This is a genomic window from Catenovulum adriaticum (genome assembly GCF_026725475.1).
GTDB classification, from domain to species: Bacteria; Pseudomonadota; Gammaproteobacteria; order Enterobacterales; family Alteromonadaceae; genus Catenovulum; species Catenovulum adriaticum.
The window spans coordinates 1,606,961-1,629,686 of the sequence record NZ_CP109965.1; the positions used below are offsets into that span (position 1 = coordinate 1,606,961).

General features: G+C 37.5%; 23 protein-coding genes. 6 read left to right on the top strand and 17 right to left on the bottom strand.

Annotation, left to right across the window (positions count from 1 at the left end; translation table 11 throughout):
* Positions 1–206: 206 nt before the first annotated feature.
* Both OLW01_RS07140 and rlmF read right to left on the bottom strand, forming a co-directional pair.
* Positions 207–1,247 carry an oxidoreductase gene (locus OLW01_RS07140; protein ID WP_268073081.1) on the bottom strand — a complete coding sequence of 347 codons (1,041 nt, stop codon included), beginning with the start codon at positions 1,245–1,247 and terminating at the stop codon, positions 207–209.
* Positions 1,248–1,303: 56 nt separating this feature from the next.
* Complete coding sequence (gene rlmF / locus OLW01_RS07145) at positions 1,304–2,212, bottom strand: 23S rRNA (adenine(1618)-N(6))-methyltransferase RlmF (RefSeq protein ID WP_268073082.1); 909 nt, start codon at positions 2,210–2,212, stop codon at positions 1,304–1,306.
* A gap of 276 nt (positions 2,213–2,488) precedes the next feature.
* Between rlmF and OLW01_RS07150 the strand changes: the two genes are divergently transcribed.
* Entirely contained in the window at positions 2,489–3,592 is a 1,104-nt protein-coding gene (locus tag OLW01_RS07150; RefSeq protein WP_268073083.1) for a DUF3083 family protein, read from the top strand.
* A gap of 150 nt (positions 3,593–3,742) precedes the next feature.
* On the opposite strand, the gene OLW01_RS07155 is transcribed toward OLW01_RS07150, so the two are convergent.
* Positions 3,743–4,987, bottom strand: a complete 1,245-nt coding sequence (locus tag OLW01_RS07155) for an ABC transporter permease (RefSeq protein WP_268073084.1) — start codon at positions 4,985–4,987, stop codon at positions 3,743–3,745.
* Positions 4,981–5,793: an ABC transporter ATP-binding protein gene (locus OLW01_RS07160; RefSeq protein WP_268073085.1), complete on the bottom strand. Its 813-nt coding sequence runs from the start codon at positions 5,791–5,793 to the stop codon at positions 4,981–4,983. The genes OLW01_RS07155 and OLW01_RS07160 overlap by 7 nt, the downstream gene beginning before the upstream one ends.
* Positions 5,794–6,128: 335 nt before the next feature.
* Between OLW01_RS07160 and OLW01_RS07165 the strand changes: the two genes are divergently transcribed.
* A complete protein-coding gene (locus tag OLW01_RS07165; RefSeq protein WP_268073086.1) occupies positions 6,129–6,812 on the top strand; it encodes a YIP1 family protein in 684 nt (227 codons plus the stop codon).
* A gap of 141 nt (positions 6,813–6,953) precedes the next feature.
* Here the strand turns inward: OLW01_RS07165 and OLW01_RS07170 are convergent, their stop codons facing one another.
* The 5 genes from OLW01_RS07170 to OLW01_RS07190 all read right to left on the bottom strand — a co-directional run bounded on the left by OLW01_RS07170 (position 6,954) and on the right by OLW01_RS07190 (position 11,662).
* Entirely contained in the window at positions 6,954–7,379 is a 426-nt protein-coding gene (locus OLW01_RS07170) for an ATP-dependent zinc protease family protein (RefSeq protein WP_268073087.1), read from the bottom strand.
* A complete protein-coding gene (locus tag OLW01_RS07175) occupies positions 7,369–7,935 on the bottom strand; it encodes a mechanosensitive ion channel domain-containing protein (RefSeq protein ID WP_268073088.1) in 567 nt (188 codons plus the stop codon). Before OLW01_RS07175 ends, OLW01_RS07170 begins: the two co-directional genes overlap by 11 nt.
* Complete coding sequence (locus OLW01_RS07180; protein ID WP_268073089.1) at positions 7,932–8,978, bottom strand: succinylglutamate desuccinylase/aspartoacylase family protein; 1,047 nt, start codon at positions 8,976–8,978, stop codon at positions 7,932–7,934. Before OLW01_RS07180 ends, OLW01_RS07175 begins: the two co-directional genes overlap by 4 nt.
* A gap of 358 nt (positions 8,979–9,336) precedes the next feature.
* Positions 9,337–10,242 carry a 30S ribosomal protein S6--L-glutamate ligase gene (gene rimK, locus OLW01_RS07185; protein ID WP_268073090.1) on the bottom strand — a complete coding sequence of 302 codons (906 nt, stop codon included), beginning with the start codon at positions 10,240–10,242 and terminating at the stop codon, positions 9,337–9,339.
* 175 nt (positions 10,243–10,417) lie between these two features.
* Positions 10,418–11,662 (bottom strand): valine--pyruvate transaminase, encoded by a 1,245-nt coding sequence (locus OLW01_RS07190; RefSeq protein ID WP_268073091.1) that lies wholly within the window; start codon positions 11,660–11,662, stop codon positions 10,418–10,420.
* A 400-nt stretch (positions 11,663–12,062) separates the two neighbouring features.
* On the opposite strand from OLW01_RS07190, the gene purE reads away from it, so the two are divergent.
* Positions 12,063–12,557, top strand: coding sequence for a 5-(carboxyamino)imidazole ribonucleotide mutase (gene purE / locus OLW01_RS07195; RefSeq protein ID WP_268073092.1), 495 nt, complete (start codon positions 12,063–12,065; stop codon positions 12,555–12,557).
* A complete protein-coding gene (purK, locus tag OLW01_RS07200; RefSeq protein ID WP_268073093.1) occupies positions 12,557–13,657 on the top strand; it encodes a 5-(carboxyamino)imidazole ribonucleotide synthase in 1,101 nt (366 codons plus the stop codon). The genes purE and purK overlap by 1 nt, the downstream gene beginning before the upstream one ends.
* A 128-nt stretch (positions 13,658–13,785) precedes the next feature.
* On the opposite strand, the gene OLW01_RS07205 is transcribed toward purK, so the two are convergent.
* The 4 genes from OLW01_RS07205 to OLW01_RS07220 form a co-directional block, all read right to left on the bottom strand.
* Positions 13,786–14,901, bottom strand: coding sequence for a PilT/PilU family type 4a pilus ATPase (locus OLW01_RS07205; protein WP_268073094.1), 1,116 nt, complete (start codon positions 14,899–14,901; stop codon positions 13,786–13,788).
* Between the two features lie 11 nt (positions 14,902–14,912).
* Positions 14,913–15,947, bottom strand: coding sequence for a type IV pilus twitching motility protein PilT (locus OLW01_RS07210; RefSeq protein WP_268073095.1), 1,035 nt, complete (start codon positions 15,945–15,947; stop codon positions 14,913–14,915).
* Between the two features lie 123 nt (positions 15,948–16,070).
* A complete protein-coding gene (gene xerD, locus OLW01_RS07215; RefSeq protein ID WP_268073096.1) occupies positions 16,071–16,988 on the bottom strand; it encodes a site-specific tyrosine recombinase XerD in 918 nt (305 codons plus the stop codon).
* Positions 16,969–17,448 carry a methylated-DNA--[protein]-cysteine S-methyltransferase gene (locus OLW01_RS07220; RefSeq protein WP_268073097.1) on the bottom strand — a complete coding sequence of 160 codons (480 nt, stop codon included), beginning with the start codon at positions 17,446–17,448 and terminating at the stop codon, positions 16,969–16,971. Before OLW01_RS07220 ends, xerD begins: the two co-directional genes overlap by 20 nt.
* A gap of 159 nt (positions 17,449–17,607) precedes the next feature.
* Here OLW01_RS07220 and fldB point away from each other — a divergent pair, with 159 nt between their 5' ends.
* Positions 17,608–18,129 carry a flavodoxin FldB gene (fldB, locus tag OLW01_RS07225; protein WP_268073098.1) on the top strand — a complete coding sequence of 174 codons (522 nt, stop codon included), beginning with the start codon at positions 17,608–17,610 and terminating at the stop codon, positions 18,127–18,129.
* Positions 18,130–18,226: 97 nt separating this feature from the next.
* Here fldB and OLW01_RS07230 read toward each other — a convergent pair whose 3' ends face one another.
* Both OLW01_RS07230 and queE read right to left on the bottom strand, forming a co-directional pair.
* Positions 18,227–19,123 carry a PhzF family phenazine biosynthesis protein gene (locus OLW01_RS07230; protein ID WP_268073099.1) on the bottom strand — a complete coding sequence of 299 codons (897 nt, stop codon included), beginning with the start codon at positions 19,121–19,123 and terminating at the stop codon, positions 18,227–18,229.
* A gap of 21 nt (positions 19,124–19,144) precedes the next feature.
* Positions 19,145–19,810, bottom strand: a complete 666-nt coding sequence (queE, locus tag OLW01_RS07235) for a 7-carboxy-7-deazaguanine synthase QueE (protein ID WP_268073100.1) — start codon at positions 19,808–19,810, stop codon at positions 19,145–19,147.
* Positions 19,811–19,879: 69 nt separating this feature from the next.
* Here queE and queC point away from each other — a divergent pair, with 69 nt between their 5' ends.
* Positions 19,880–20,539 (top strand): 7-cyano-7-deazaguanine synthase QueC, encoded by a 660-nt coding sequence (gene queC / locus OLW01_RS07240; protein ID WP_268073101.1) that lies wholly within the window; start codon positions 19,880–19,882, stop codon positions 20,537–20,539.
* 264 nt (positions 20,540–20,803) lie between these two features.
* Here queC and OLW01_RS07245 read toward each other — a convergent pair whose 3' ends face one another.
* Entirely contained in the window at positions 20,804–21,430 is a 627-nt protein-coding gene (locus OLW01_RS07245) for a GNAT family N-acetyltransferase (RefSeq protein WP_268073102.1), read from the bottom strand.
* A gap of 115 nt (positions 21,431–21,545) precedes the next feature.
* Positions 21,546–22,685, bottom strand: a complete 1,140-nt coding sequence (locus OLW01_RS07250) for a hypothetical protein (protein ID WP_268073103.1) — start codon at positions 22,683–22,685, stop codon at positions 21,546–21,548.
* Positions 22,686–22,726: the final 41 nt, after the last annotated feature.

Here is a 22,726-nt window from a genome sequence, read left to right on the forward strand (position 1 = left end):
ATATTTTAATTTCTCATGCTGATTTCGTATATGGTTGACACTTATTATGCTTTTATAGAACCTTTATCAATTTCCGATTTTCATAACCAAGAATAATTCTGTAGCCTCGATTAGCCAAAGGCAAAATCGAGGATATATTTAGTCGAGGACACAAGGACATAGCCGTACTTGAAACATCAAACTCGGCTGCGATTAAATCTCCGGTATCAAGTTAGCTTTAATGTTTTTCCGCTTGTTTGGCTTTCATTAGCTAATTCAATAACTTTAATTACATTCACAATATCTTCGGCTGCGACTGGCACTTTTGCTTCGCCTTTAATTGCCTGTGCCATGTGGCTGTAAAAATCTTGATAACGGCCATTTTGAGTGACCACACTTTTTTGTGAATCTGCGGTATACAAAGTGCCAAAGTCTGCCTGACTTTCTACCCCATACGCTTCATCAGCTGGTGTCATATTTGCTTTTAATTGGTTTTCTTGCGGGTCTAAACCATATTTTATATAGCTGCCTTGCGTACCATCTAGCCTAAACCTTTGATTGGGTGCGGCTGATAAAGCGCTGGCATGTACAACCACTTCGTGGGTTGAGTAATGCAATTGAACATGGCAATAATCAGCCGCTTTTGCATGATCACGCGCAGCCAATACTCGACCTGTTACAGCTGTTGGCTGTCCAAATAAATGAAGCGCCTGATCAATTAAATGTGCACCTAAGTCGTACCAAATTCCATTGCCTATGCCCGCTTCTTCTCGCCAGCGTGTTTCAACCACGGGTCTGAAACGGTCAAAGTGAGATTCAAAATATTTCACTTCACCTAATTTATTTTCTGCTAATAATTTTTTAACCGTTAAAAAATCACCATCCCAACGTCGATTTTGATAAATTGTTAATAAACGGTTTTGTGTTTTTGCAATATCCACTAATTGCTGAGCTTCAGCACTGGTGTTGGCCATAGGCTTTTCTAGAATAACGTGTTTATTATGCTCTAAAGCCAGTTTAGCTAAACTAAAATGAACATGATTAGGCGCTGTTATCACTACTACTTGTGCTTGTGTTTGATGAATTAGTGTTTCAGCATCTGGGTAACATTTAATATTGGGGCACGCCTTGGCAACTTCTGCTTCTTTTGAGCTACTAACCGCAACTAGCTCAAATGCATCGTTGTTGCGAATAAAAGGTAAATGAAAAGTCTTAGCTGAATTACCAAATCCAATGACCGCAATTTTAATCGCTGTTTGATTTTGCATACATAGCTCCTGTATTTTAAATAGGCTCAAGGCTCTAGTTTTAATTGATAGTAGGGTTAAAACTGCCAAACCAAAATTCGACTAATTTTTTGCCCTTGCCCCATATTTATCTCTTTTATCTGTTTTGCGTTAAGCTCTTTTAAGCGACGCTTAAGTGGAAACAGATTTGCTTTGTCTGAAACTAAACTAGTAAACCACTTTACTTGGCTTGCATATTTTTTGCTCTCATTGATCATAGTAGTTAAAAACGTTAGTTCACCCCCCTCGCACCAGAGTTCGGCTTGTTGTCCACCAAAGTTACGACCTTTTACTAACTTTAACGCAGGTAAGCCTTTTTTAAGGCGGTTTTGATTTAATTTTTGTTGTTTACGTAAATTAACTTGCTCGGCTTGTTTTAATGACTGATAAAAAGGTGGATTACACATAGTGGCAAACACATTCTCTTTATTCAATATGCCTTCAAAAATTAGATTTGAGCTCGTTTGCTGTTTAACCTGACTGATACACTTATTTTGAGTTAATAATTGAGTCGCATTTTTAACCGACACAGGGTCAATGTCGGTTGCAATAAACTGCCAACCAAATAAAGCTTCACCCAATAACGGATAAATACAATTTGCCCCCGTGCCAATATCAACAACTTTAACCTGTTTGCCCCTAGGAATTTGCTGATTTTCGGTAGAGCTGGCTAATAAATCCGCCACATAGTGCAAATAATCGGCCCGCCCGGGAATAGGCGGACAAAGATAACCTTTAGGCAGCTGCCAAAAATCGATTTTATAATAATACTGAAGTAACGCTTTATTTAACCAAAACACTGCTTCTGGTTGTGAAAAATCAATTGTTTTTTCATTATTAGGCGTTAGTTTAATATGTTTTTTTAATTGCGAACAAACGGCAACTAATTTTTCAATTGGATAACGCGCTTGGTGAAGATTATTGGGATGCATAATTAAGGGCAACATAACATAATTTTGGCTATACCCTGTCGCTTGCGCTTAAGTCATTTGCCAAACATTTAAATAAAAGAGTATACACTGAGCCGACTAAAAACTAAAAAAATCAAAGAATGTTCAATTTCGTCAACAAAATCAAATTATATCTGTTCGCTTTTATTCTAAGCTACTTGTAATTTTCGGTTTTTTAAATAAGAATGAAAACAAATAATTATGGACAAAGTGCACATTAACCACTCGTTAATAATCACTTGCAGCCAAAAATAACATGATAAAGGGGAAAAAATGTCAATTATCAGAAAACGAAGCGCTCAACATAAACTTTATATTCCTGCAAATACGCGTGAAAACCAGTATCTCCTTGCTAAATTTGAACTTAGCGATGCATTAATTAAAAAATATTCAGACGCTAAACAAGGCGACAATTATCAAGCTTGCTATGAAAACATGGCAAAAACCTTTTTTGATATTTGTGCAGACTTAGGTCTAGAAAGCTGTCAATTTGTTGCTAATGATAAATTTATCCGTGTGCGTTACAGCCCTGAACGCTTAACCTCACAAACCGAACAACAAATTTTATTTTTATATAGCCCTTGTTATCACTTTAATTCAAGCAGTTATTTTGATGCAGACAAACGCGCTAAAAAAATTAAATTGTTATTTTTAGCTAACGGCCGTGACATCAGAGCAAACTCTGCTCATTTTCATAAAAAAGTCGAAGATGCTATTAGTCAATTTAGCGCTAAAACGGGTTTAGCCGAAAACTCAGTTCGGGTTTGTGATCACCAACATTTAACCTTTGATTTATTTGCTAAAGAAAAAGGCCACGACGGCACTCAAGCACATAAATTACGCTCTATCCGAAACCGTTTTAAAGTGGATGAAGTTGAATTACCTGAAGTGATTGACGCTCAAAGTTATGCGGTAATAGATATGCCAATTAGCCGACGCATTCGTGAAATGGCAGATATAGATAAAAGCGCAGAAGATGTATACAACCCGCTTTATACTATGATTTCTGAAGCTTTTATTAACAGCGCTAAAGAACACAATTTAAATAACGGTTATATGTTGGCAAACGACTTAGTACCAGTGGTTCGTAGCCAAGATGAAGAGAGCTTAAGTAAAGATGGTGAGCTATTTAGAATTGGTTATAACCCTAAACAAGAAGTTTGTGGTTATACCTGTAAATGGTCAGCCAAAAAACTCGCTGATAGCGTTCAATTTGTCTTTGTTGCTGCTGAATCTGATATGACCAGCTATGGTTATGGTAAGCATTTTAATCAAATTTTATCAACCATGCGTGCAATGGCAAATAAGTTAGATTTTGTAAATGATACTGAAAGTATGTCTGTTCGTTTACATCAACACATTGGTTTTTATAAATAATTTTTATAAAAATCAGCGTTAACGTTTTTATTTAAAACAAAAAACCACAGCATAGTGCTGTGGTTTTTTATGCTCATTACAAATACTTTATATCAATCAGCCTCTGCTATTTATCGTCTTTGTTTGTGTTATCGGCTTTAAGTTCTGGCTTTAAGTTCGGAATAAGACGCTTTCTTTATTAAAGCAATAGATGCAAAAGCCTAGCATCACAGCAGCTAAACCTAACTGGCTTAACCAAATAATACTTAACATACCAAACTCTGCATGGCCTTTTAAAATTTCTTTCACGGCTAAAGCCACATTACTAATAGGCACCATAGCCCAACCCCAACTAAGCTTAATTCCTGGCAACATAGCAACAATTAACGGAATAAACACCAATAAACTCAAAGGCCCCATAAAGTTTTGAGCTTCTTTAAAACTTTTGGCATAAATTGAAATACTTAAAACCACAGCCGAAATAAAAAAGACCAAAGGACACAACATTAAGAGCGCAAAAAATAAATCGCTTATGCCTAAAGTACCAACCAAATCAATCACAAATTGAATGGCTAACCCTTGCGCAAATATAAATCCCCACAACATAAAACTTAAAATAGCCATTAATGCCGCTAAAAACGATGCACTGCAAATCGTTAAATATTTAGCTAATACGATTTCAGTGGCACTAACAGGCGTGATAATTAATGACTCCAAAGTACCTCGCTCTTTTTCACCAGCGCCCATATCAATTGCTGGATACATAGCACCCAATAAACAAAGCGGCAGCAATATATAAGTTAAAAAACCGCCTAATTGACTACCTAAATTTTCTTTCTTTTGCGCGATATTTATTTGCTCTACCTTAATGGGCTTAATAATCGCCTGGCTTTGTATTGGCGTTAGTTTAAATTCAGCCAGCGTTTGTTCAGTTAACTGGGCATTCAACTGGTTAATAATGGGCACAACTCGACTTGCCACGGCGCGCATACCATCGGTATTATAAAAATGTAATTGCCAAATATTTTGCTGATATTGTTTTAATTTGGTTTCAAAGTCGGCATTGATTATTAAAACAAAATCGATACTTTGATTTTTGAGTGCTTGCTGCCATGTTTTAGAATCTGAATTAAGTTGGTTTTCAGGAAGATTATTTTCAGCTAAAACAGTCGATTTAGCTGCCTGTATACCGGAGGCATTTGCCAATGCTTGATGGATTGGATTATCAGATTTAGCGCCTATGATTAAGTAATTCAGCGGTCGAGTTTGGGACTCTTCTATCGTTTTAACGGCAAACAAAGCCAAAGAACCAAAAATAGCAGGAAAGATCAACATAGGTAACAAAATCATAAACATGAGTGTTTTTTTATCGCGTGTTAATTCAAGCCATTCTTTTTTATAAATCACACTTAACATGAAATTTGTTCCATCTTAAATTTAGGGATCTCAGATGACATTAAGCTCAAAATGGCTTGATGTAACTCGACCGTTTGAGTTTGTTGTTTTAGCTGTTCAATCGTACCAATAAACTGATTTTTACCTTGATGAATTAAACACACACGGTGGCATAACCGAGAGACTTCTGACATATCGTGAGTTGAAAAAATAACGCTGACACCTTGTTTATTCAAATAGGTAATAAAATCTAAAATGACTTCTTTTGCAATAATATCCAACCCTGTCGTTGGCTCATCTAAAATAACCAATTTAGGCTGATGTAATACGGCACGTGCAATGGCAATTCGCTGCTTCATGCCAGTTGAATATTCAGATAATTTGCGATGTAAAAAATCATTTAAGTTTAAACCGCTCGCCAGCTGGCGAATGCGATTGGCCGCTTCTGTTTTAGATAAACCGTACAAACGGGCAAAATAAATTAAATTTTCATATCCGCTAAGGCGCTCGTAAAGGCCGGTTGTACCCGATAAAAAGCCAATTTGCTTCCGATATAGCTTAATATCTTGTTTTATCCGCTGATGATTAAATTGAATATCGCCTTGGTCTGGTGTTAATGCGGTGGACAAAATGCGTAATAGCGTGGTTTTACCGGCCCCATTTTGACCTAGTAGCCCCAATACTTCACCGGGCTTACAGTCTAACGAGATCTGCTCTAGCGCTTGGAAATACCGTCCTTGAATACGTGGGTCCGGCATGCCCGCTTGATTGACTTTATCAGCTTGATTAAGCAAAAAACGCTTTGAAATACCATTGAGATTTAACATGTAAAAAGTCACTTATCGCGAATATAAATAACCTTAACTCGGGTTAAGGTGTATTTTAACTAATTGAATGATTTAACTTGATAGCTCTGCATGGTTTATAACGAGAATTTTTGCGAGAATTTAACGCAGTCCCCGTGAAAAAAAGCCGTTTTAAACCAGTTCATTAACCCGAATTGAGGTTAAATATTATTTTTACCTAGGGTCTGAACAAACAAAACTCACCTTAATAAAGTTTAAAACTCAGCCGCAATGCTATGGTAAACTGAAAAAATGTGTTTTTATATGGTTTTAGCCTTTCCGAACAACCTTTGAAGTAAACGAGTATAAATATTGTCATGCCATTATCTATCATCAAGGCGTTAATCAGTCGCCCCAAATTTGCGTTTCAACAAATCCAACAGCAACAAATTAGTGGTTGGATACCATTTTTACTGATTATAATTTCACTACAACTATTTTGGCTTATTTATTTTGCTCAGGTGGATATTCAGTGGCTAATAGCCGACAGCTTAAATAGCCTCGCAGCTCAGGCAAGTCCGAGTGAGCAACAAGCGTTAGCCGAGCAATTAACACCCGAATTAATACGTTACTCAAGCCATATTAGCAGTAGTTTAATGCTCATATTACAAACTTTATTAGTTGCCACTTATTTAAATATTGCCACTAAATTAGATTCACATAATACCGATACCTTAAAAGACTGGTTTGGATTTTACTGGTGGGTGCAACTACCTACAGTTGCTCAACTATTGTTATCTGTGATTGTGTTATGGATAACGGGCAGCAACCAATTTAATTTGTATGATTTACAAGTAACCTCTATTAATCAAATTTTAGGGTTACAAGCCGGCGATGCTTTATTTTCATTTGCAGCCACTTTTGATGTATTTAGCGTGTGGTCATTTATTTTGATGTTTTATGGTTTGTCGGTAAAAACACAATTAAAATCCAGTACCATTATTAATATTTGTGTTATTCCGGTATTAATTACACTCAGTTTTAGTTATGTATTCAGCTAAGCCGATTTTGGATTTATACCAAACCTTACCATACTCAACTTGAGCGATGAGAGCGTGTTAATTGCTTGTGCGTTTTTAAACTCATAGGCAGTTTTTGCTTTGAGCATAAATTATAAACAAGCATAAACACGCTTTTATTAATCATTCACATAAGAAGGTTTGTGCCGGATCAACCAAAATTTTATCTTTCATCCCTTCTCGCCCCAATAACATCATGTAAGTCATATCAGAGCGGTCAGTTAGCGTAATTAATATCGGCCAACTTTGCTCACCTATTTGAAAATCGGTCTCAATTACAAACCTTTGTTGGCGAGTCCCGTTTGAACTTTTAACCCAGCGAATATCTTTAATGCTTGATTCGCAGCGTGTTACTTCATTCACATCATAAAGATTAGGATGAATATCAAATTCAACCCAAGGTTTGCCTTTTTTGGTCACCTTTTTCAAATTATCAACATGAATTGAAGACGTTTGCGCGCCTGTATCCACTCTAACGGATAAATTTTTTATCCCTAATTTAGGTAAATGACACACCTCTAGTGCGCCTACTATTATTTTATTTTTCATTTGGCTTATGCTCGATCGGGGCTGGTATTGGTTCAACTGACGAGCTTTGAGCTTTATCCACACTGTGCTCTTCACTTGGATTAATAATCACTGCTTTTTGAAAAACTAAACTATTTGGATAAGTTATAATTTCGTCTTTGTCTTTGAGCAATACATGAAACAAGCTAATTTCATATATACGTCCGCTGATAGTATTTTCACCATCAACAATTTTAACTTTATCGCCAACCCGGTATGGAAAAAAGAAAAATACAATAATACTGGCGGTGATATTACTTAAAATCGACCATTGAGCAAAAAAAGCGACCCCAATCACTGCAAATGCAGATGAGAAAAAGATCGCGACATGGCTATAATCAATGCCCAATAAAATGCTGCCAATTAATAGAAAAACCATTAATAGCGCAAAATTAATCACGGCCTTGACATAAAGCACTCGTTTATTGTCGATTTTCTTTTCACGACCAATTTTTCGGATAACTTGGCTAACGCCTTGTCGGCTTAGCCAGTAGCCCACAGTTAACACTAAAATTAATAAAACCATGTTTATATTCATTGAATCACACTCGAATAATCATCTGGTAAAAAGGTTTCTGGCATTTGCTCTACTTCACCGGCAACATCATCACTGGTTTTAAAATAGGCAATATGAAACATAGCCTCGCCTTCATGAACTAAAGGAATATTGCTTTTACCAATAATAATGCCTGATACATTTGAATATAAAGGCTCTTTTTCAAAGCCGAGTGGATCGCCAATTTCAGCCAATAAATCGCCTTTTTCAACAAAATCACCTAAATGTTTAAGCGCATGCAATATACCGCTTGAGTTGGCTCTGACCCAACTACTAGATCGCGCAACAAAAGGCTCTAAGTTTTTTTGTTTTATTGATTTACGTATCATCCCCAAATAGGCTAAAACATTTAAAATACCTGAGACACCAGCTCTTATTGACAGCTCATTAAATCTTAGCGCTTCGCCAGCTTCGTACAATAACACTTTAACGCCTTGCTCACCGGCGGCACCTCTTAACGAGCCATCTCTAATATTAGAATTAAGCAAAACAGGCACGCCAAAGGCTTTAGCCAAATCTCGTGTTTCAGGATCATCTAAATTAGCTCGAATTTGTGGCAGATTCGATCGGTGGATAGCCCCCGTATGCAAATCGATACCATAATCACACTTGTGCACAACTTCTTTTAAAAATAAATGAGCAACGCGTCCCGCTAACGTCCCCTTGGCTGAACCAGGAAAACTGCGGTTCAAATCTCGCCGGTCTGGTAAATAACGGCTTTGATTTAATACACCATAAACATTCACAATGGGGACAGCAATTAAAATGCCCTTTAGCGATTTGAGCGTTTTTTTATCTAACAAACGGCGAATAATCTCAATACCGTTAAGTTCGTCGCCATGTATAGCCGCGCTGATAAAAATAGTCGGTCCTGGTCGTTTTCCACGAATAACATGAACCGGCATTGAAATATCAACATCGGTGTATAATTTAACAGAGGGTAAATCAATCGTTTTAAACTCGCCGGGTTTAACGTCAATACCCGCTATTTCAAAAGGTTCGTGTGCGGTGGTTGTGCTATTCAAATATCGACTTCCTTATAACAATTGAGCAGGTTAAGCGCACAGATCACGCTTAACCCTTTGTTTAATCTAATCTCTAGGGTCTGTTGACGTTTGGAGTACAAATTTTGTTCTAACTAAACGCTTTTTGATCGCGACGCGAGATATGTAGCATAGTTATTCTATGTCAATATCGAGCAACAAAGAGCAAAAAGCGTTTAGGACGAACCCGAAGGGCAGCGTTTGTTTAGCATTTCTACTGTGTTATAGCTCATTTATGTAGCCCACTACACGTCAATCGCTATGCCTTGTATAAATACCAAACAAACTGCTGCAAAATTGTACCCAAAAGGTCAACAGCCCCTAGGTTTTGGGGTAAACTTTAGCCTTGGCCTTTCGTTCTAGTTGCGTAAGGTTTAGCATTTTTTTCAATAAATTCAATGACCATTTGTGCAACATCTTTTTGAGTTGCACGTTCAATCCCCTCTAAACCGGGTGAGGAATTAACTTCCATTACCACTGGCCCTCGGTTAGAACGCAGTAAATCAACCCCACATACATTAAGCCCCATCACCTTAGCGGCATTTACAGCGGTAGCACGCTCGTCTTTACTTAATCGAACAAGTTCAGCTGTACCCCCTCGATGTAAATTAGATCTAAATTCACCTTCACCCGCTTGGCGTTTCATGGCTGCAACTACTTTTCCGCCAACGACTAAACATCGAATATCAGCACCGCCCGCTTCTTTAATAAACTCTTGCACTAAAATATTCGCTTTTAATCCCATAAAAGCTTCAATAATACTAGTCGCTGCTTTTTCAGTATCGGCCAGTACAACCCCTATCCCTTGAGTGCCCTCTAATAGTTTAATAACAACTGGCGCGCCACCTACATTTTTAATTAAATCACTTATATCATCCGGGTGGTGCGCAAAACCCGTTTTAGGCAAGCCCACACCTTTTCGAGATAATAACTGCAAAGATCTGAGTTTATCGCGTGAACGACTGATTGCGACAGATTCATTTACGCTAAAGGTGCCCGATACTTCAAACTGCCTAACAACCGCCGTGCCATAAAACGTAACTGATGCACCAATTCTTGGAATTACGGCATCGTATTTGGGTAAAGTTTTACCTTGATATCTAACACCCGGTTTACTGCTGGTGATATCCATATAGCAATGCAAAGTGTCGATAATATCTACTTGATGGCCTCTGGCTTCCCCCGCTTCTTTTAAACGTTTAGTAGAATATAAATTGGCGTTGCGAGACAAAATGGCTATTTTCATTCGATTTCCTAAATAATTACCTTAAATAACAGTTTCCTGTTTTAGCCTAGTTTAAAAAATCGCTTTATGGGGGATTTTTCGCGTATCATTGCATTAAAAAAAATTTTCGCAATCTTTTTTTTCGTGATTTAACTAAATTAAAATTAAGTTACTTAAGCCTCTTATTTTTAATCAATTATTTTAAATTTTTGATAACCTCAGCCATAATTTCTACCGCTTGAGTTAATACCTTTTCTGGCTGGCAATATGACAGGCGTAAACATTCATGTTTGTGTGGCCAATCTTCATCTAAAGCGAAGAAAAACGGTAAGCCGTCCATGACTAAAACGCCTTTTTGTTTCAGTAATTGATATAGCTTAGTTGAATCAATTGGTAACCCTTCAAACCAAATCCATAAAAAGAAAGCACCTTCTGGCTGGTGAATACGGTATTGAATACCAACAAATAAACGTCTAATTTCTGCCATAAGCCAATCTCGTTTAATTTGATAGAATGGTTTTATAAGCTTGTCACATACATAGTTAAGTTGTTGCTGTTTAAGCAATTTGGTCAGTAACGCTGGCCCTAAATTGCCATTTGCTAAACTCATAATGGTATTAACTTTAACAAATTCACGGATAACCGTTTTATTAGCAATAATAATCCCGGTTCGCACCGCTGGTAATCCCAATTTAGATAAACTAAAAACATTAATATGATTATCATCCCATGGATGTTGGCTAGGCTGATACGTTACATCAGGGAATGGCGCACCGTACGCGCAATCAACAATGAGCGGTACTTGATGCTCCCGTGCCAGTTCAGATAAATGATTAAGCTCGTGATCCGTTATCATATTACCTGTTGGATTAGTCGGCCGAGAAATACATAAGGCGGCGGTTTTTTCGGTGATTTCAAGCTGCTCAAAGTCAATTTTATACTTGAACATATCATCGTCTATTAAAGCTATTTGCGGTTTACACCCAATAAAATAATCATCACCTAAGGCCTGATCGCTATAACCTAAATATTCCGGCACTAATGGAAATAAAAAATGTTTGTGATGCTGTCCATCGGAGCCCGCTAACATATTAATTAAGATAAAAAAGGCGGATTGACTGCCATTGGCAAACGCAATGTTGTCACGCGTGATTGGCCAATCATAATACTGATTAAAATAATCAACCAAAAGATCAATTAAAATTTCTGAGCCTTGCGGAGACTGGTAAATACCAACCAATTGATTCAGCGCGGCCGGATCATCTGCGATTTGATGTAAATGCTGTGAAATAAGTTGTTCAAAGGCTTCAATTTTAGCAGGATTACCACCCCCCAAAAATAATAAGTCTGGGTTTACATTGAGCGCTTCACCTAAATCAGCCATTAAATCGACAATGCCCGCGTCATTGGTAAGCTGTTTGCCAAATTGAGAAAGTTTCATTTATTAAATTACCTAAATCTTTTATTTGTATTTTATAAGCCGTTCCATGTTATCATTACTGTTTAATGCAATCGCAATCAAGCTGAAAAATATTTTCACAGCTAAATGACCAATTTTTCGCATTAAACTAAGTTGATAGCAAGTGTGGATACCCCCTTGTTATCCAAACATCATACTAAATACCTAAAGATGCACTACGTTAACGTGGTGCTTTTACTATTGGTTTTTAGTGATACTGAATTTAGCGCAACTTTCGGTTTTAGTTGGCTTAGCTCGGTTTTTTAAAATTATAACCGCATGAATCTATCTGGTTATAATAGTACCGAGTTAAAGTTATTTAAGTATAGTTGCAAAATATGACCAGTGATTGAAACTTTACTGGTGTTAACAGGAGTGAAAGGTGAAAGCAAAAGTCGCCATTATAATGGGCTCAAAAAGTGATTGGGCTACAATGAAAAATGCAGCAGATGTTTTAGACAAACTTGAAGTTGAATACAATGTTGAAGTTGTCTCTGCTCACAGAACCCCTGATAAACTCATTAGCTTTTCAGCACAAGCAGTAGACAACGGTTATCAAGTTATTATTGCTGGCGCTGGTGGTGCTGCACATTTACCAGGTATGGTTGCGTCGAAAACACGTTTACCTGTGTTAGGTGTGCCTGTACAAAGTAAAGCACTTAACGGCATGGATAGCTTATTGTCAATTGCGCAAATGCCAAAGGGCGTTGCCGTTGGTACTTTAGCAATTGGTGATGCAGGCGCATATAATGCAGGCTTATATTCGGCTCAAATTTTAGCCAATAATGATGCTGCATTAGCGCAACGTATTGAAACCTTTCGCGAGCAACAAACCGAAACTGTATTAGCCAACTCGGATCCTAGAGAAGAAGCATAATGTCTGGTTATTTTAATAAAACTTTATGGGTATTAGGCGCAGGACAGCTTGGTAACATGTTACAGCATGCAGCCTACCCTTTGGGTGTCAAAGTCAATCCAATTGATATTGATGCAGCAAAGCCGCCTGTATTAGATGACAACGATGTTGTTACCGCAGAGCGAGAAGAATGGCCGAAAACTCCGGTCACTGATGTATTATCGTCACATAACAATTTTGCTAATCAAGACTTTTTTGCAACCATAGCAGACAGGTATTTGCAAAAATCTTTATTAGACAAATTGGGCCTAGCAACTGCGCCATGGCAGTTGGTAAAAAGTGACGATACCGAAGCTAAAATTTTTCAAAATTTAGGCGAACGGGTTTTATTAAAACGCCGAAAAGGTGGCTACGACGGTCGAGGCCAACATTGGCTAACACAAGCCAAAAACAGCACCATACCAGATGACTGGCATGAAAACGCAATTGCTGAACAAGGTATTAAGTTTGATGAAGAGGTTTCATTAATTGGGGTTCGAGACCAAAATGGCCAGTGCTATTTTTATCCATTAACCTTAAACCTTCATCAAAATGGTATTTTAACCGCGTCAATCAGCCCATTAGACAGGCTTAAACCATTACAAGCAACAGCTGAAGCTATGCTAACTAAATTAATGGATGCCGTAGAATATGTTGGTGTTATGGCGATGGAATGTTTCCATGTTAATGATGAATTATTGATTAACGAAATAGCGCCAAGAGTTCATAATAGCGGACATTGGACTCAAGCCGGCAGTAATATCAGCCAGTTTGAAAGCCATGTAAGATGTGTAACAGGCTTACCTATGATTCAGCCAAGCGTTCGCAATACTAACTTTATGATCAATTTAATTGGTACTGAACTAGATAAAGATTGGCTATCAGTTGAAGGTTCTGAATTATTCTGGTACCAAAAATCAGTTCGCGAAGGTCGTAAAGTAGGTCATATAAACTTTAGTAAAACCGGCGAAAAGAATATTCAAATTGCACTTGAGCAAATTGAACCAATGCTACCTTCGCAATATAAAGAAACCATCAATTGGTTGAAAGCAGAATTGTTAAGCGAAAATAAAAGCGCTTAATTTACCAGACGAATTTAGCAAAATAAAAAGCCGGATTTGAAATGCCTTATTTAAATAATAAGCTATTTCAAATCCGGCTTTTTTACATATGCATTACTTATATCTCAAGCAACATAATGTTTTTCAGATTAGTCTAAATCAACCGTTGCTCCATCTAAAAACCCTTGGCCACCATGAGCTTGATTGCTTCTTAATTTTATTTTAAGCCTTAAATCATTAGGTGAATCAGCATGTGCGAGCGCATCGGCAAAGTTAATTTGGCCTGCTTCGTATAAATCAAATAATGCTTGATCAAAGGTTTGCATGCCCAACTCTCGTGATTTTTCCATCACTTCTTTTATGCCGCCTAAATCATTGCGCGCTATCATGTCTGATATTAACGGTGAATTTAGCATAACTTCAATTGCTGCTACGCGATTTTCACCATCTTTAGTTGGCACCAATTGCTGCGCTACGACTGCTTTTAAGTTAAGCGACAAATCAAACATGAGCTTATCTTTTAAATCTTTAGGCACTAAATGCATAATGCGATCAATCGCTTGATTTGCGTTATTAGCATGTAAAGTGGCAACACATAAATGGCCAGTTTCAGCAAATGACAAGGCATATTCCATAATTTCAGCCGAACGAATTTCACCAATCATAATGACATCTGGCGCTTGACGAAGTGAACTTTTTAACGCCGCATCAAACGACTCAGTATCCACCCCAACTTCACGTTGGGTAATAATGCATTTTTCATGTTGATGAACAAATTCTATTGGATCTTCAATGGTTAAAATATGGCCTCGAGAGTTACGATTGCGGTAACCCATTAATGCAGCTAGTGCGGTCGATTTACCTGTGCCTGTTGCACCAACATATAAAAATAAACCGCGCTTAGCCATAATCACTTCTTTTAACACATTTGGCAAATTAAGCGCATCTACACTGGGAATATCTGTATTTATTTTACGAATTACCATGCCTGTATATTCGCGTTGGACAAAGGCGTTGCATCTAAACCTACCTATACCTTCAAGTGCTATTGCATAGTTACATTCTTTACTATTTAAAAACTCATTTTGTTGAGCCAATGTCATGGTATCTATCACGAGTTTATGGCTGTCATCAGCAGACAATAAAGTGTCGTCCAGTGCCTGCATTTCACCATTAACTTTAGCGCTAACGGGTCGGCCTTGAGTAATAAACAAATCAGAGGCATTTAGCTCGCTCATCTGTTTTAAATAAGATTCAATTAGCATATAACTTGCTCTTAAAATTGTTGTTTGTTAGTCGCTTTTTCAGCGGCAATTTGACGTGTAACAATACCTCGGTTAACTAAATCCGTTAGGCATTGATCCATAGTTTGCATACCAAACCCCATGCCTGTTTGAATAGCCGAATACATTTGTGCGACTTTATCTTCACGAATCAAATTACGTATCGCTGGCGTACCAACCATAATTTCGTGCGCTGCGACTCGCCCGCCACCACTTTTTTTCAATAAGGTTTGCGAAATAACAGCTTGTAACGATTCTGAAAGCATAGAACGCACCATAGGTTTTTCCGCAGCTGGGAAAACATCGACAATTCTGTCTATTGTTTTAGGTGCTGAGGTGGTGTGCAAGGTCCCAAACACCAAATGCCCGGTTTCTGCAGCTGTCATTGCTAAACGTATCGTTTCTAAGTCTCGCATTTCACCCACCAAAATAACATCTGGATCTTCGCGCAGCGCTGATCGGAGTGCGTTGTTAAATGACTTAGTATCGCGGTGCACTTCACGCTGATTAATCAGTGACTGTTTGTTTTGGTGTACAAATTCGATGGGATCTTCAATCGTCAAAATATGATGATGTTTGTTTTGATTAATGTAATCAACCATGGCCGCCAAAGTTGTACTTTTACCAGAACCAGTTGGCCCTGTTACTAGTACTAAACCTCTGGGTTTGTCTGATAACTCTTTAAAAATATCTGGCGCTTGGATATCTTCCAATGTTAATACTTCAGATGGAATAGTTCTAAATACAGCTGCTGCGCCTCTATTTTGAATAAACGCATTAACCCTAAATCGAGCAAGGCCGGGCACTTCAAATGAAAAATCAGCTTCAAAATGTTCTTCGTATTCTTTTCGCTGTTTATCATTCATGATGTCATAAATCAGCTGATGAACTTGTTTATGATTTAACGCAGGAATATTGATTTTTCGTACATCGCCATCTACCCGAATCATCGGGGGCACATCGGCCGACAAATGTAAATCAGAAGCTTTGTGTTCAACACTGAATGCCAATAATTCGGTAATATCCATAAAAGACCCTTTTTTATAATATTAATTAGCTCTATTGATACCTTAGCAGAAAGCTAAAATTTATCACTTGAAATTATTATCTAAACTGAGGCTATTGAGTTAACCTTTTGCATAAATTGCGCCCTATGATCTAGGGTGGTGAGTTTGATGTAGCTGCTGCAATCTTTGAGTGGCTACATGCGTATAAATTTGAGTGGTTGATAAATCACTGTGTCCTAATAAGCTTTGCACAACGCGTAAATCTGCACCATGATTCACTAAATGCGTAGCAAAGGCATGACGAAGCGTATGCGGCGATAAACTACTCGTAATATTAACTCGCAGTGCATAAATTTTAATGCGATGCCAAAATGTTTGTCGAGTCATTTGCACGCCCCTTTTACTCAAAAATAAAATAGGACTTTGTTTTGTATTGAGTTGAGGCCGAGCCAACTTTAAATAAACTTGAATAAACTCTAAGGCGACTTCACCAAGCGGTACTAACCGTTCTTTATTACCTTTACCTATTACGCGAATTAAACCTAATCTAAAGTTAATTTGTTCGTATTGTAGCGATACCAGCTCAGTTACGCGCAATCCGGTCGCGTACAATAGCTCAAGCATGGCTCTGTCTCTAAGCTCTATCGCATCTTCTAAATTGGGGGCATTGAGTAAGGCTTCTACATCTTGCTCAGATAAACTTTTTGGTAAATATAACGCTTGTTTAGGCGTTTCGATTTCTCGGGTAGGATCTTGCTCTATAATTTTATCGAGAATTAAAAAATGATAAAACTTTTTTAAACAACTTAATTTTCGACCTGCACTACGCGCACTAATTTTTATACGCTTGAGTTCATGCATATAACTTTCAATATCTGTAGTCGATACAGTTTCTAACGTTAAGTCACGCTTATAAATAAATAAAGCAAATTGACTTAAATCCGTTTGATAAGCTGATTGCGTATTTTGACTTAAGCCTTTCTCTAACCATAAATGTTGGATAAAATCTTCAATTAATGGAAACTGCTTTTTAACTTGGTGCTTAACACCATTTTTTTTCATGAGTTAACAACCATTGTTTTGTATCAACCTTTTGACCTAATCGCCACTGACCTGAATAACCACCAATTCCGTTTGCCGCGACGATGCGATGACACGGAATAACAATTGGAATAGGATTATGCCGACAAGCGCCGCCAATTGCACGTGCACTTGATTCTATTTTTTTAGCCAATTCGCCATAGCTTAAACTGCCACCATAAGGAATTGTCTGCAGTTGCTGCCATACCTTTTGTTGAAAATCGGTGCCCTGACGACATAAAGGTAAGTCAAAAGCGATATGCTGCCCTTTAAAATAAGCATTAATTTGCGAGGTGATTTCTTCAGTTAACACGTTGGCATCGGCAACTTGATAAGGAAAACTGTCAGCATATAAATCAATTCGAGTTAATTTTTCCTCGGTATTAAAAATGGCTATTTTACCTATAGGTGTATTAACCAAAGCCTGCGCTAATGGCTTCATAATGTTCTCCCTGTTCATTCTATACTCAACACATTTAGAATATGCGTTGGGTATATGACTCGATTTTTGCCACAAACTATAAAATCATCTAGGTAATATTGCTTAAGTTTCTTCATTTTTTGTTACAATAGTCGCAGTTTTAAATTTCGAGTTGTTATAATGAAAATAGGTTTATTTTACGGTTCTACTACATGCTATACAGAAATGTCAGCTGAAAAAATACAAGCTTTTATTGGCGCTGACATTGTCGATATCTTTAATATTAAAGATACGCCAATTGAGCAATGTTTGCAGTATGATTTTATCATTTTTGGCATATCGACATGGGATTTTGGCGAGTTACAAGAAGACTGGGAATCAAAATGGCAAGATGTTGCGAGCTTAGACTTAACCAACAAAACAATTGCTATTTATGGCCAAGGTGATCAAGAAGACTACGGCGATTGGTTTCAAGATGCAATTGGTATGCTACATGATGCAATTGCACATAACACCACACATCGCATTGGCTATTGGCCAAATCAAGGTTACGAGTTTAAAGCCTCTAAAGCATTAACCAAAGACAACGCTCAATTTGTCGGGTTAAGTTTAGATGATGAAAGACAGTTTGAACTCAGTGAAGAACGCATTCATAACTGGTGTGTGCAAATTTTAGAAGAATATGCGCAGTTAGCTGATTAGCAAGTCAGGTGCAGGAGCTGCAGGTTTTTTAATTAAATAACAAAACCTGCATCCATTAATTTTGGCCGCTACCTTAACAATTTACCCAAACAGACAATTAAACAATCATACTGCCCTTTGATGACAAAGTTGCGTGACCACCTATATTGACACGAATCTTATCATTAGCGTTTGAAACTAAGTTAATGTGTAAGTAACTAAATCTTTGTTGATATACCCCACGTTCAACCACAAATTTTTCTGGCGAATGCTCAAACTGATTCAAATAACCGGTAAATGCTGGCATTGCTGCACCAACAGGTGGATCTTCATGGGTACTAAAGACAGGCCCTAGTAACCGACAATGAAAATCTGCTGAGTTTGAATTTTCCGCTTTGCAGAACAACAATATTGCATTGGCACACGTCGCCGGAGCAGTTGAAATAGCCCAAGCTTGATAATTAAAACTAGCCGCTTTTAACGCTTGGATATTATCAACAGGTACAATAAGATAAGGAATTTCGGTCGCAACCAGCATAGGTTTATATTGGTTTACAATTAAATCTTTTGGCTCTGTTGTTAATATATCAGCTAACTCAGCTTGTGTAGGTGTAAAAGCATCGTATTCAGGCGATGCATTAATCGTAAATTGGTTAAATACTGGCAAGCCTTGCTCTATTTTCACTTTGCAGTTCACTAAACCATGCGATTCTTCTAAGGTAAACTCATTGTCGCCTTCTACAAACTCAAGCTGAGCTAAGTGTGCAATTGAAAAAATAGCCGCCAAGGTAGGATGCCCGCCAAAATCAAATTCCCTTTTACCATTAAATACCCGTATTTTTTTGCTGGCTTTTTCACTTGGCATAATAAAAACCGTTCGCCATAAATTAAATTCAGCAGCTATTTGCATCATTTGCTCTGCAGATAATTGGCTAGCGTCTGGCACGACTGCAATTTGAGCCCCTTGAAATTGTGATTGAGTAAACACATCTACGGTTAAAAAATAGACTTCCATAATCCCCTCTTTTTTTATTTTTTAATCTATTGATAAATATTTATGAACTTGCACCGACAAACGCCAGTTATTAGCAATACAGGTTTCAATCGCTAGCTCTGTTGCTCTCTTTTTTTGACTAATAGGTTGCAAGCAAACTGTCATTACTTTATCTGAATTCCGCTGTAATAATAATGCTTTTAAATCATCAATATGTTGCTCTGTCGCGATTGGGTGTTTAATTTCGTCAGCTCGGTTTAGCGCTGAAGTCAGCACTTGATAGCCTCCTTTCATCCCCACTTTTGGCGAAACCGTCACATAAGTTTTGTCATATGTTTTAATCTCAAAAGTACCACTGGTTTCAATTTGAGTTGAGCAGCCAATTCCATCCAACTGAGTTGTCAATTCCGTTAAATCGTACAAACAGGGTTCGCCGCCAGTAATCACAATATGTTTAGCTTGATACTGCTTTACTATTTCAATAATTTTTTCACTGCTTAATTCTGCCCAGTTATTTGATTCATTTGAAACATCAATCACCTGACTGGCATCGACTTTATGTTGGTCTTCAACCGTCCAAGTATGTTTAGTATCACACCAAGAGCAACCAACAGGACAGCCCTGTAAACGAATAAAAATAGACGGTACGCCCGTCATACAGCCTTCGCCTTGAATCGTTTCAAAAATTTCATTAACAGGATAATTCATATCAGACTTGTAACCTCTGCTGGTATCAGTAAACTTAGCGCGCATTATAGGCTATTTTTTGAGGAAATCATGTCTGAAAAAGCAGTTGTTATTTATTCTGGGGGTATGGACTCATTTACCGTGCTCAATCAAGCGATAGCCGAGGGGTATCAGGTGTACCCTTTATCTTTTAATTATGGGCAACGCCATTTAAAAGAGTTAGATTTTGCCAAAGCCGTTTGTGATGAATTATCAGTTAATCATAAAGTCGTGGATATTTCTGCAATTAATACATTATTAGCGGGCTCTTCATTAACGGATGATATTGAAATACCGGAAGGTCATTACGAAGAAGACAGCATGAAATCGACAGTTGTTCCAAACCGAAATATGATTTTATTGTCGTTAGCGGTTGGCTATGCGGTTTCTATTGGAGCCAAAAAAGTTTTTTATGGGGCACATTCTGGCGATCATGCTATTTATCCTGATTGCCGACCCGAATTTGTCGAAAAAATGAAGGCGGTTTGCGCCATCGCCGATTATCAACCCGTTGATATTGAAACTCCATTTTTAAATAATTCAAAAATTGAAATTTTGGCGCATGGTTTAAAAATGGGTTTAGATTACGCAAAAAGCTGGACTTGTTACAACGGCCGAGAAAAAGCTTGTGGTCAATGCGGGGCTTGTCAGGAACGCTTAGAAGCATTCGAGCAAAATGGTTTGACCGATCCACTAGCGTACGAGTCATAGTATATCCCCGTGCTAGTTCAAGGTGCATGTTTCAGAGCTATCACAGCGCTGTGAAGCTCCCAAAGGGCCGGGCTAACAATGCCTGATACTGCGTCCAATTGTTTTGATGTCGAATAACTATATCAACAACAATTTATCTTGTCTCATGCATTTTTTCTCCGGCTGAAATCCGTATCTTGCTTAACACGGGTATATAGCGTTAAGCAAGTTAACGAGTTGTTAACTTTCGCTTTGTGGTTTGTTTTGTCTAAAAGCGGATATTTTTTAGTTGCTTTTTTCTTTAAACATTAACGAACAACCCACTTTACCCACGGTTAATTGCGCGATATTTTTGTAATTTGCCGCCTCAAAAAAACCTTGGTATTTTTCAACTGTCACTAAAACCCCTACCCCTTCACTCGCTTGGTTTTCTTGTACCATGGTATCTATGGCTTGCATTAAATAATGCCCTACACCATGATGCTGGTAATGAGGATGCACAGCAACAAATGCCATTAAATAATAGTTTTCAGCTGGAATTTTTTCGCGAATTTTTTGTTCTTTCTCAATCATATTTCGAGTAGATACATAGCCTGTCGTCAACATCATTTTTAAACGCCAATGCCAAAATCGTTCAGCGCCAAAGCCAGCACCTGGCTGTATTAAACAAGCCACGGCTAATAAATGTTCATCGTCGTTATAAATTCCAACCATAGGTTGAGACCGATCATAAAATACTAATAATTCTTCGCGGATGGCGGCCCGTAATCTTTGCTCGTATCCATCTTCATGGCTTGCAAAACAATCCATAAAAAAAGGATCATCATGATAAGCTAAATATAATAGCGAACTGGCAATATTAATATCTTCAGCTGATAAATAGATGGCGTTGAGTGATTCTGCTAATTCCATTCTAATTTCCTATTTAGTTGTAACTAAACACGTTTCCTAGTCGCCTTTATCAAAATTAAAAAAGAAACTAGCTAGGTTAATATTGATTGCGTTAAAAGCACACAAAAATTTATATTCAAATGTGTCGGGTGTTAACAAACCTGCTTAACAAAACAATAATTTGAATCAAGCTAAGCCCAATAATAACTAATAATATAGCTGGGTTTACTGAATTATTCTCATTTTTTAGCCTGTGTTGATTGATTTGTATCAATAAATGTTGGCTCTTTTTGAATGTATTTTTCCAGCTATTAATTTGTTGATTAAGTTGCTGCTCTAACTCTAACCTATTTAAATTAAAGCGTTTAATTTCTGGATACGTTAAATTTTGGTTGTCATTAATCGTTTGATACCAATTTTTTAATGCGACGCGTGTTGGCATATCTGAAAAATCTCTAAGCGCTTGTTGAAACGCTTTTTCCGAAGCTTGAGATTGCTCAATAAAACGTTGTAAATCTGCCGACTGATGAACATAAAAACTAGCTTCTATCGATTGTATATAGCTTTCCGCGCTGGCTTGTAAGGCTTCAAATTTTTCTTCGCCTTGCTGTTGATTCAAAGCGTTAAATAACTCGCTACGGTTGGCATTTGCTGTCAATTTTTCAAACTCGGCTTGTACTTTATAAGTTTGCAAACGCTCAATTGTTGGTTTTAATGCTTGGGCTAAATTAAATTTAGCGTCGTCAATGGTTTTAATTTGCTCGGCAAAGGCTAACTGAGTTTGTTGATGTGCTGTTAGGTTAGCCGCTATTTTATTTTGCTGATTAAGCGCGTTATTCAAGTTTTGTTCAAATGCACTAAAATTTGATTTAAAAATAGGATACTGACTCATTAATGCTAGCTGCTTAGCGGTTTTTTGAAGGCCGTTTAAAATTAAATCAGGCTGCTGATCAACCAAAGTTGGGTGACTCATTAAGGTTTCTTGTGTTACTAATAATTGAGCTAACACTTGACTATGTTGATTGTAGTTTAACAACGAAGATTGCTGCTTTGTTTCAGTTAACCATTGGCTTGCAGCCAACAATAGCACCAAACTGCTTAAAACAAGAGTTAGTAATAAACCCAAATGGTGCTTCTTTTTTTTAGGTAGGTTGACATCTTGTCGATCGGTAGAATTCACCTGAACGCTCGAACCCGCTTTTATTTTTTTAGAGTCCGCCTTTGAAGATAAGCTTGTATCAGGTGTACTTTCAAGTGGTAATGAAGTTTGTTTCATTGTTTAAATTCAACTAAGTCAGTGCAATTATTGATATTTTG

Coding starts and splice junctions, on each gene's coding strand:
- rimK (WP_268073090.1), bottom strand. CDS start 10,242: ATGAAAATAGCCATTTTGTCTCGCAACGCCAATTTATATTCTACTAAA.
- OLW01_RS07250 (WP_268073103.1), bottom strand. CDS start 22,685: ATGAAACAAACTTCATTACCACTTGAAAGTACACCTGATACAAGCTTA.
- rlmF (WP_268073082.1), bottom strand. CDS start 2,212: ATGTTGCCCTTAATTATGCATCCCAATAATCTTCACCAAGCGCGTTAT.
- queC (WP_268073101.1), top strand. CDS start 19,880: ATGTCTGAAAAAGCAGTTGTTATTTATTCTGGGGGTATGGACTCATTT.
- OLW01_RS07205 (WP_268073094.1), bottom strand. CDS start 14,901: ATGCTAATTGAATCTTATTTAAAACAGATGAGCGAGCTAAATGCCTCT.
- OLW01_RS07150 (WP_268073083.1), top strand. CDS start 2,489: ATGTCAATTATCAGAAAACGAAGCGCTCAACATAAACTTTATATTCCT.
- fldB (WP_268073098.1), top strand. CDS start 17,608: ATGAAAATAGGTTTATTTTACGGTTCTACTACATGCTATACAGAAATG.
- OLW01_RS07245 (WP_268073102.1), bottom strand. CDS start 21,430: ATGGAATTAGCAGAATCACTCAACGCCATCTATTTATCAGCTGAAGAT.
- purK (WP_268073093.1), top strand. CDS start 12,557: ATGTCTGGTTATTTTAATAAAACTTTATGGGTATTAGGCGCAGGACAG.
- OLW01_RS07140 (WP_268073081.1), bottom strand. CDS start 1,247: ATGCAAAATCAAACAGCGATTAAAATTGCGGTCATTGGATTTGGTAAT.
- OLW01_RS07210 (WP_268073095.1), bottom strand. CDS start 15,947: ATGGATATTACCGAATTATTGGCATTCAGTGTTGAACACAAAGCTTCT.
- xerD (WP_268073096.1), bottom strand. CDS start 16,988: ATGAAAAAAAATGGTGTTAAGCACCAAGTTAAAAAGCAGTTTCCATTA.
- OLW01_RS07155 (WP_268073084.1), bottom strand. CDS start 4,987: ATGTTAAGTGTGATTTATAAAAAAGAATGGCTTGAATTAACACGCGAT.
- OLW01_RS07220 (WP_268073097.1), bottom strand. CDS start 17,448: ATGAAGCCATTAGCGCAGGCTTTGGTTAATACACCTATAGGTAAAATA.
- OLW01_RS07230 (WP_268073099.1), bottom strand. CDS start 19,123: ATGGAAGTCTATTTTTTAACCGTAGATGTGTTTACTCAATCACAATTT.
- OLW01_RS07190 (WP_268073091.1), bottom strand. CDS start 11,662: ATGAAACTTTCTCAATTTGGCAAACAGCTTACCAATGACGCGGGCATT.
- OLW01_RS07160 (WP_268073085.1), bottom strand. CDS start 5,793: ATGTTAAATCTCAATGGTATTTCAAAGCGTTTTTTGCTTAATCAAGCT.
- queE (WP_268073100.1), bottom strand. CDS start 19,810: ATGAATTATCCTGTTAATGAAATTTTTGAAACGATTCAAGGCGAAGGC.
- OLW01_RS07175 (WP_268073088.1), bottom strand. CDS start 7,935: ATGAATATAAACATGGTTTTATTAATTTTAGTGTTAACTGTGGGCTAC.
- OLW01_RS07170 (WP_268073087.1), bottom strand. CDS start 7,379: ATGAAAAATAAAATAATAGTAGGCGCACTAGAGGTGTGTCATTTACCT.
- OLW01_RS07165 (WP_268073086.1), top strand. CDS start 6,129: ATGCCATTATCTATCATCAAGGCGTTAATCAGTCGCCCCAAATTTGCG.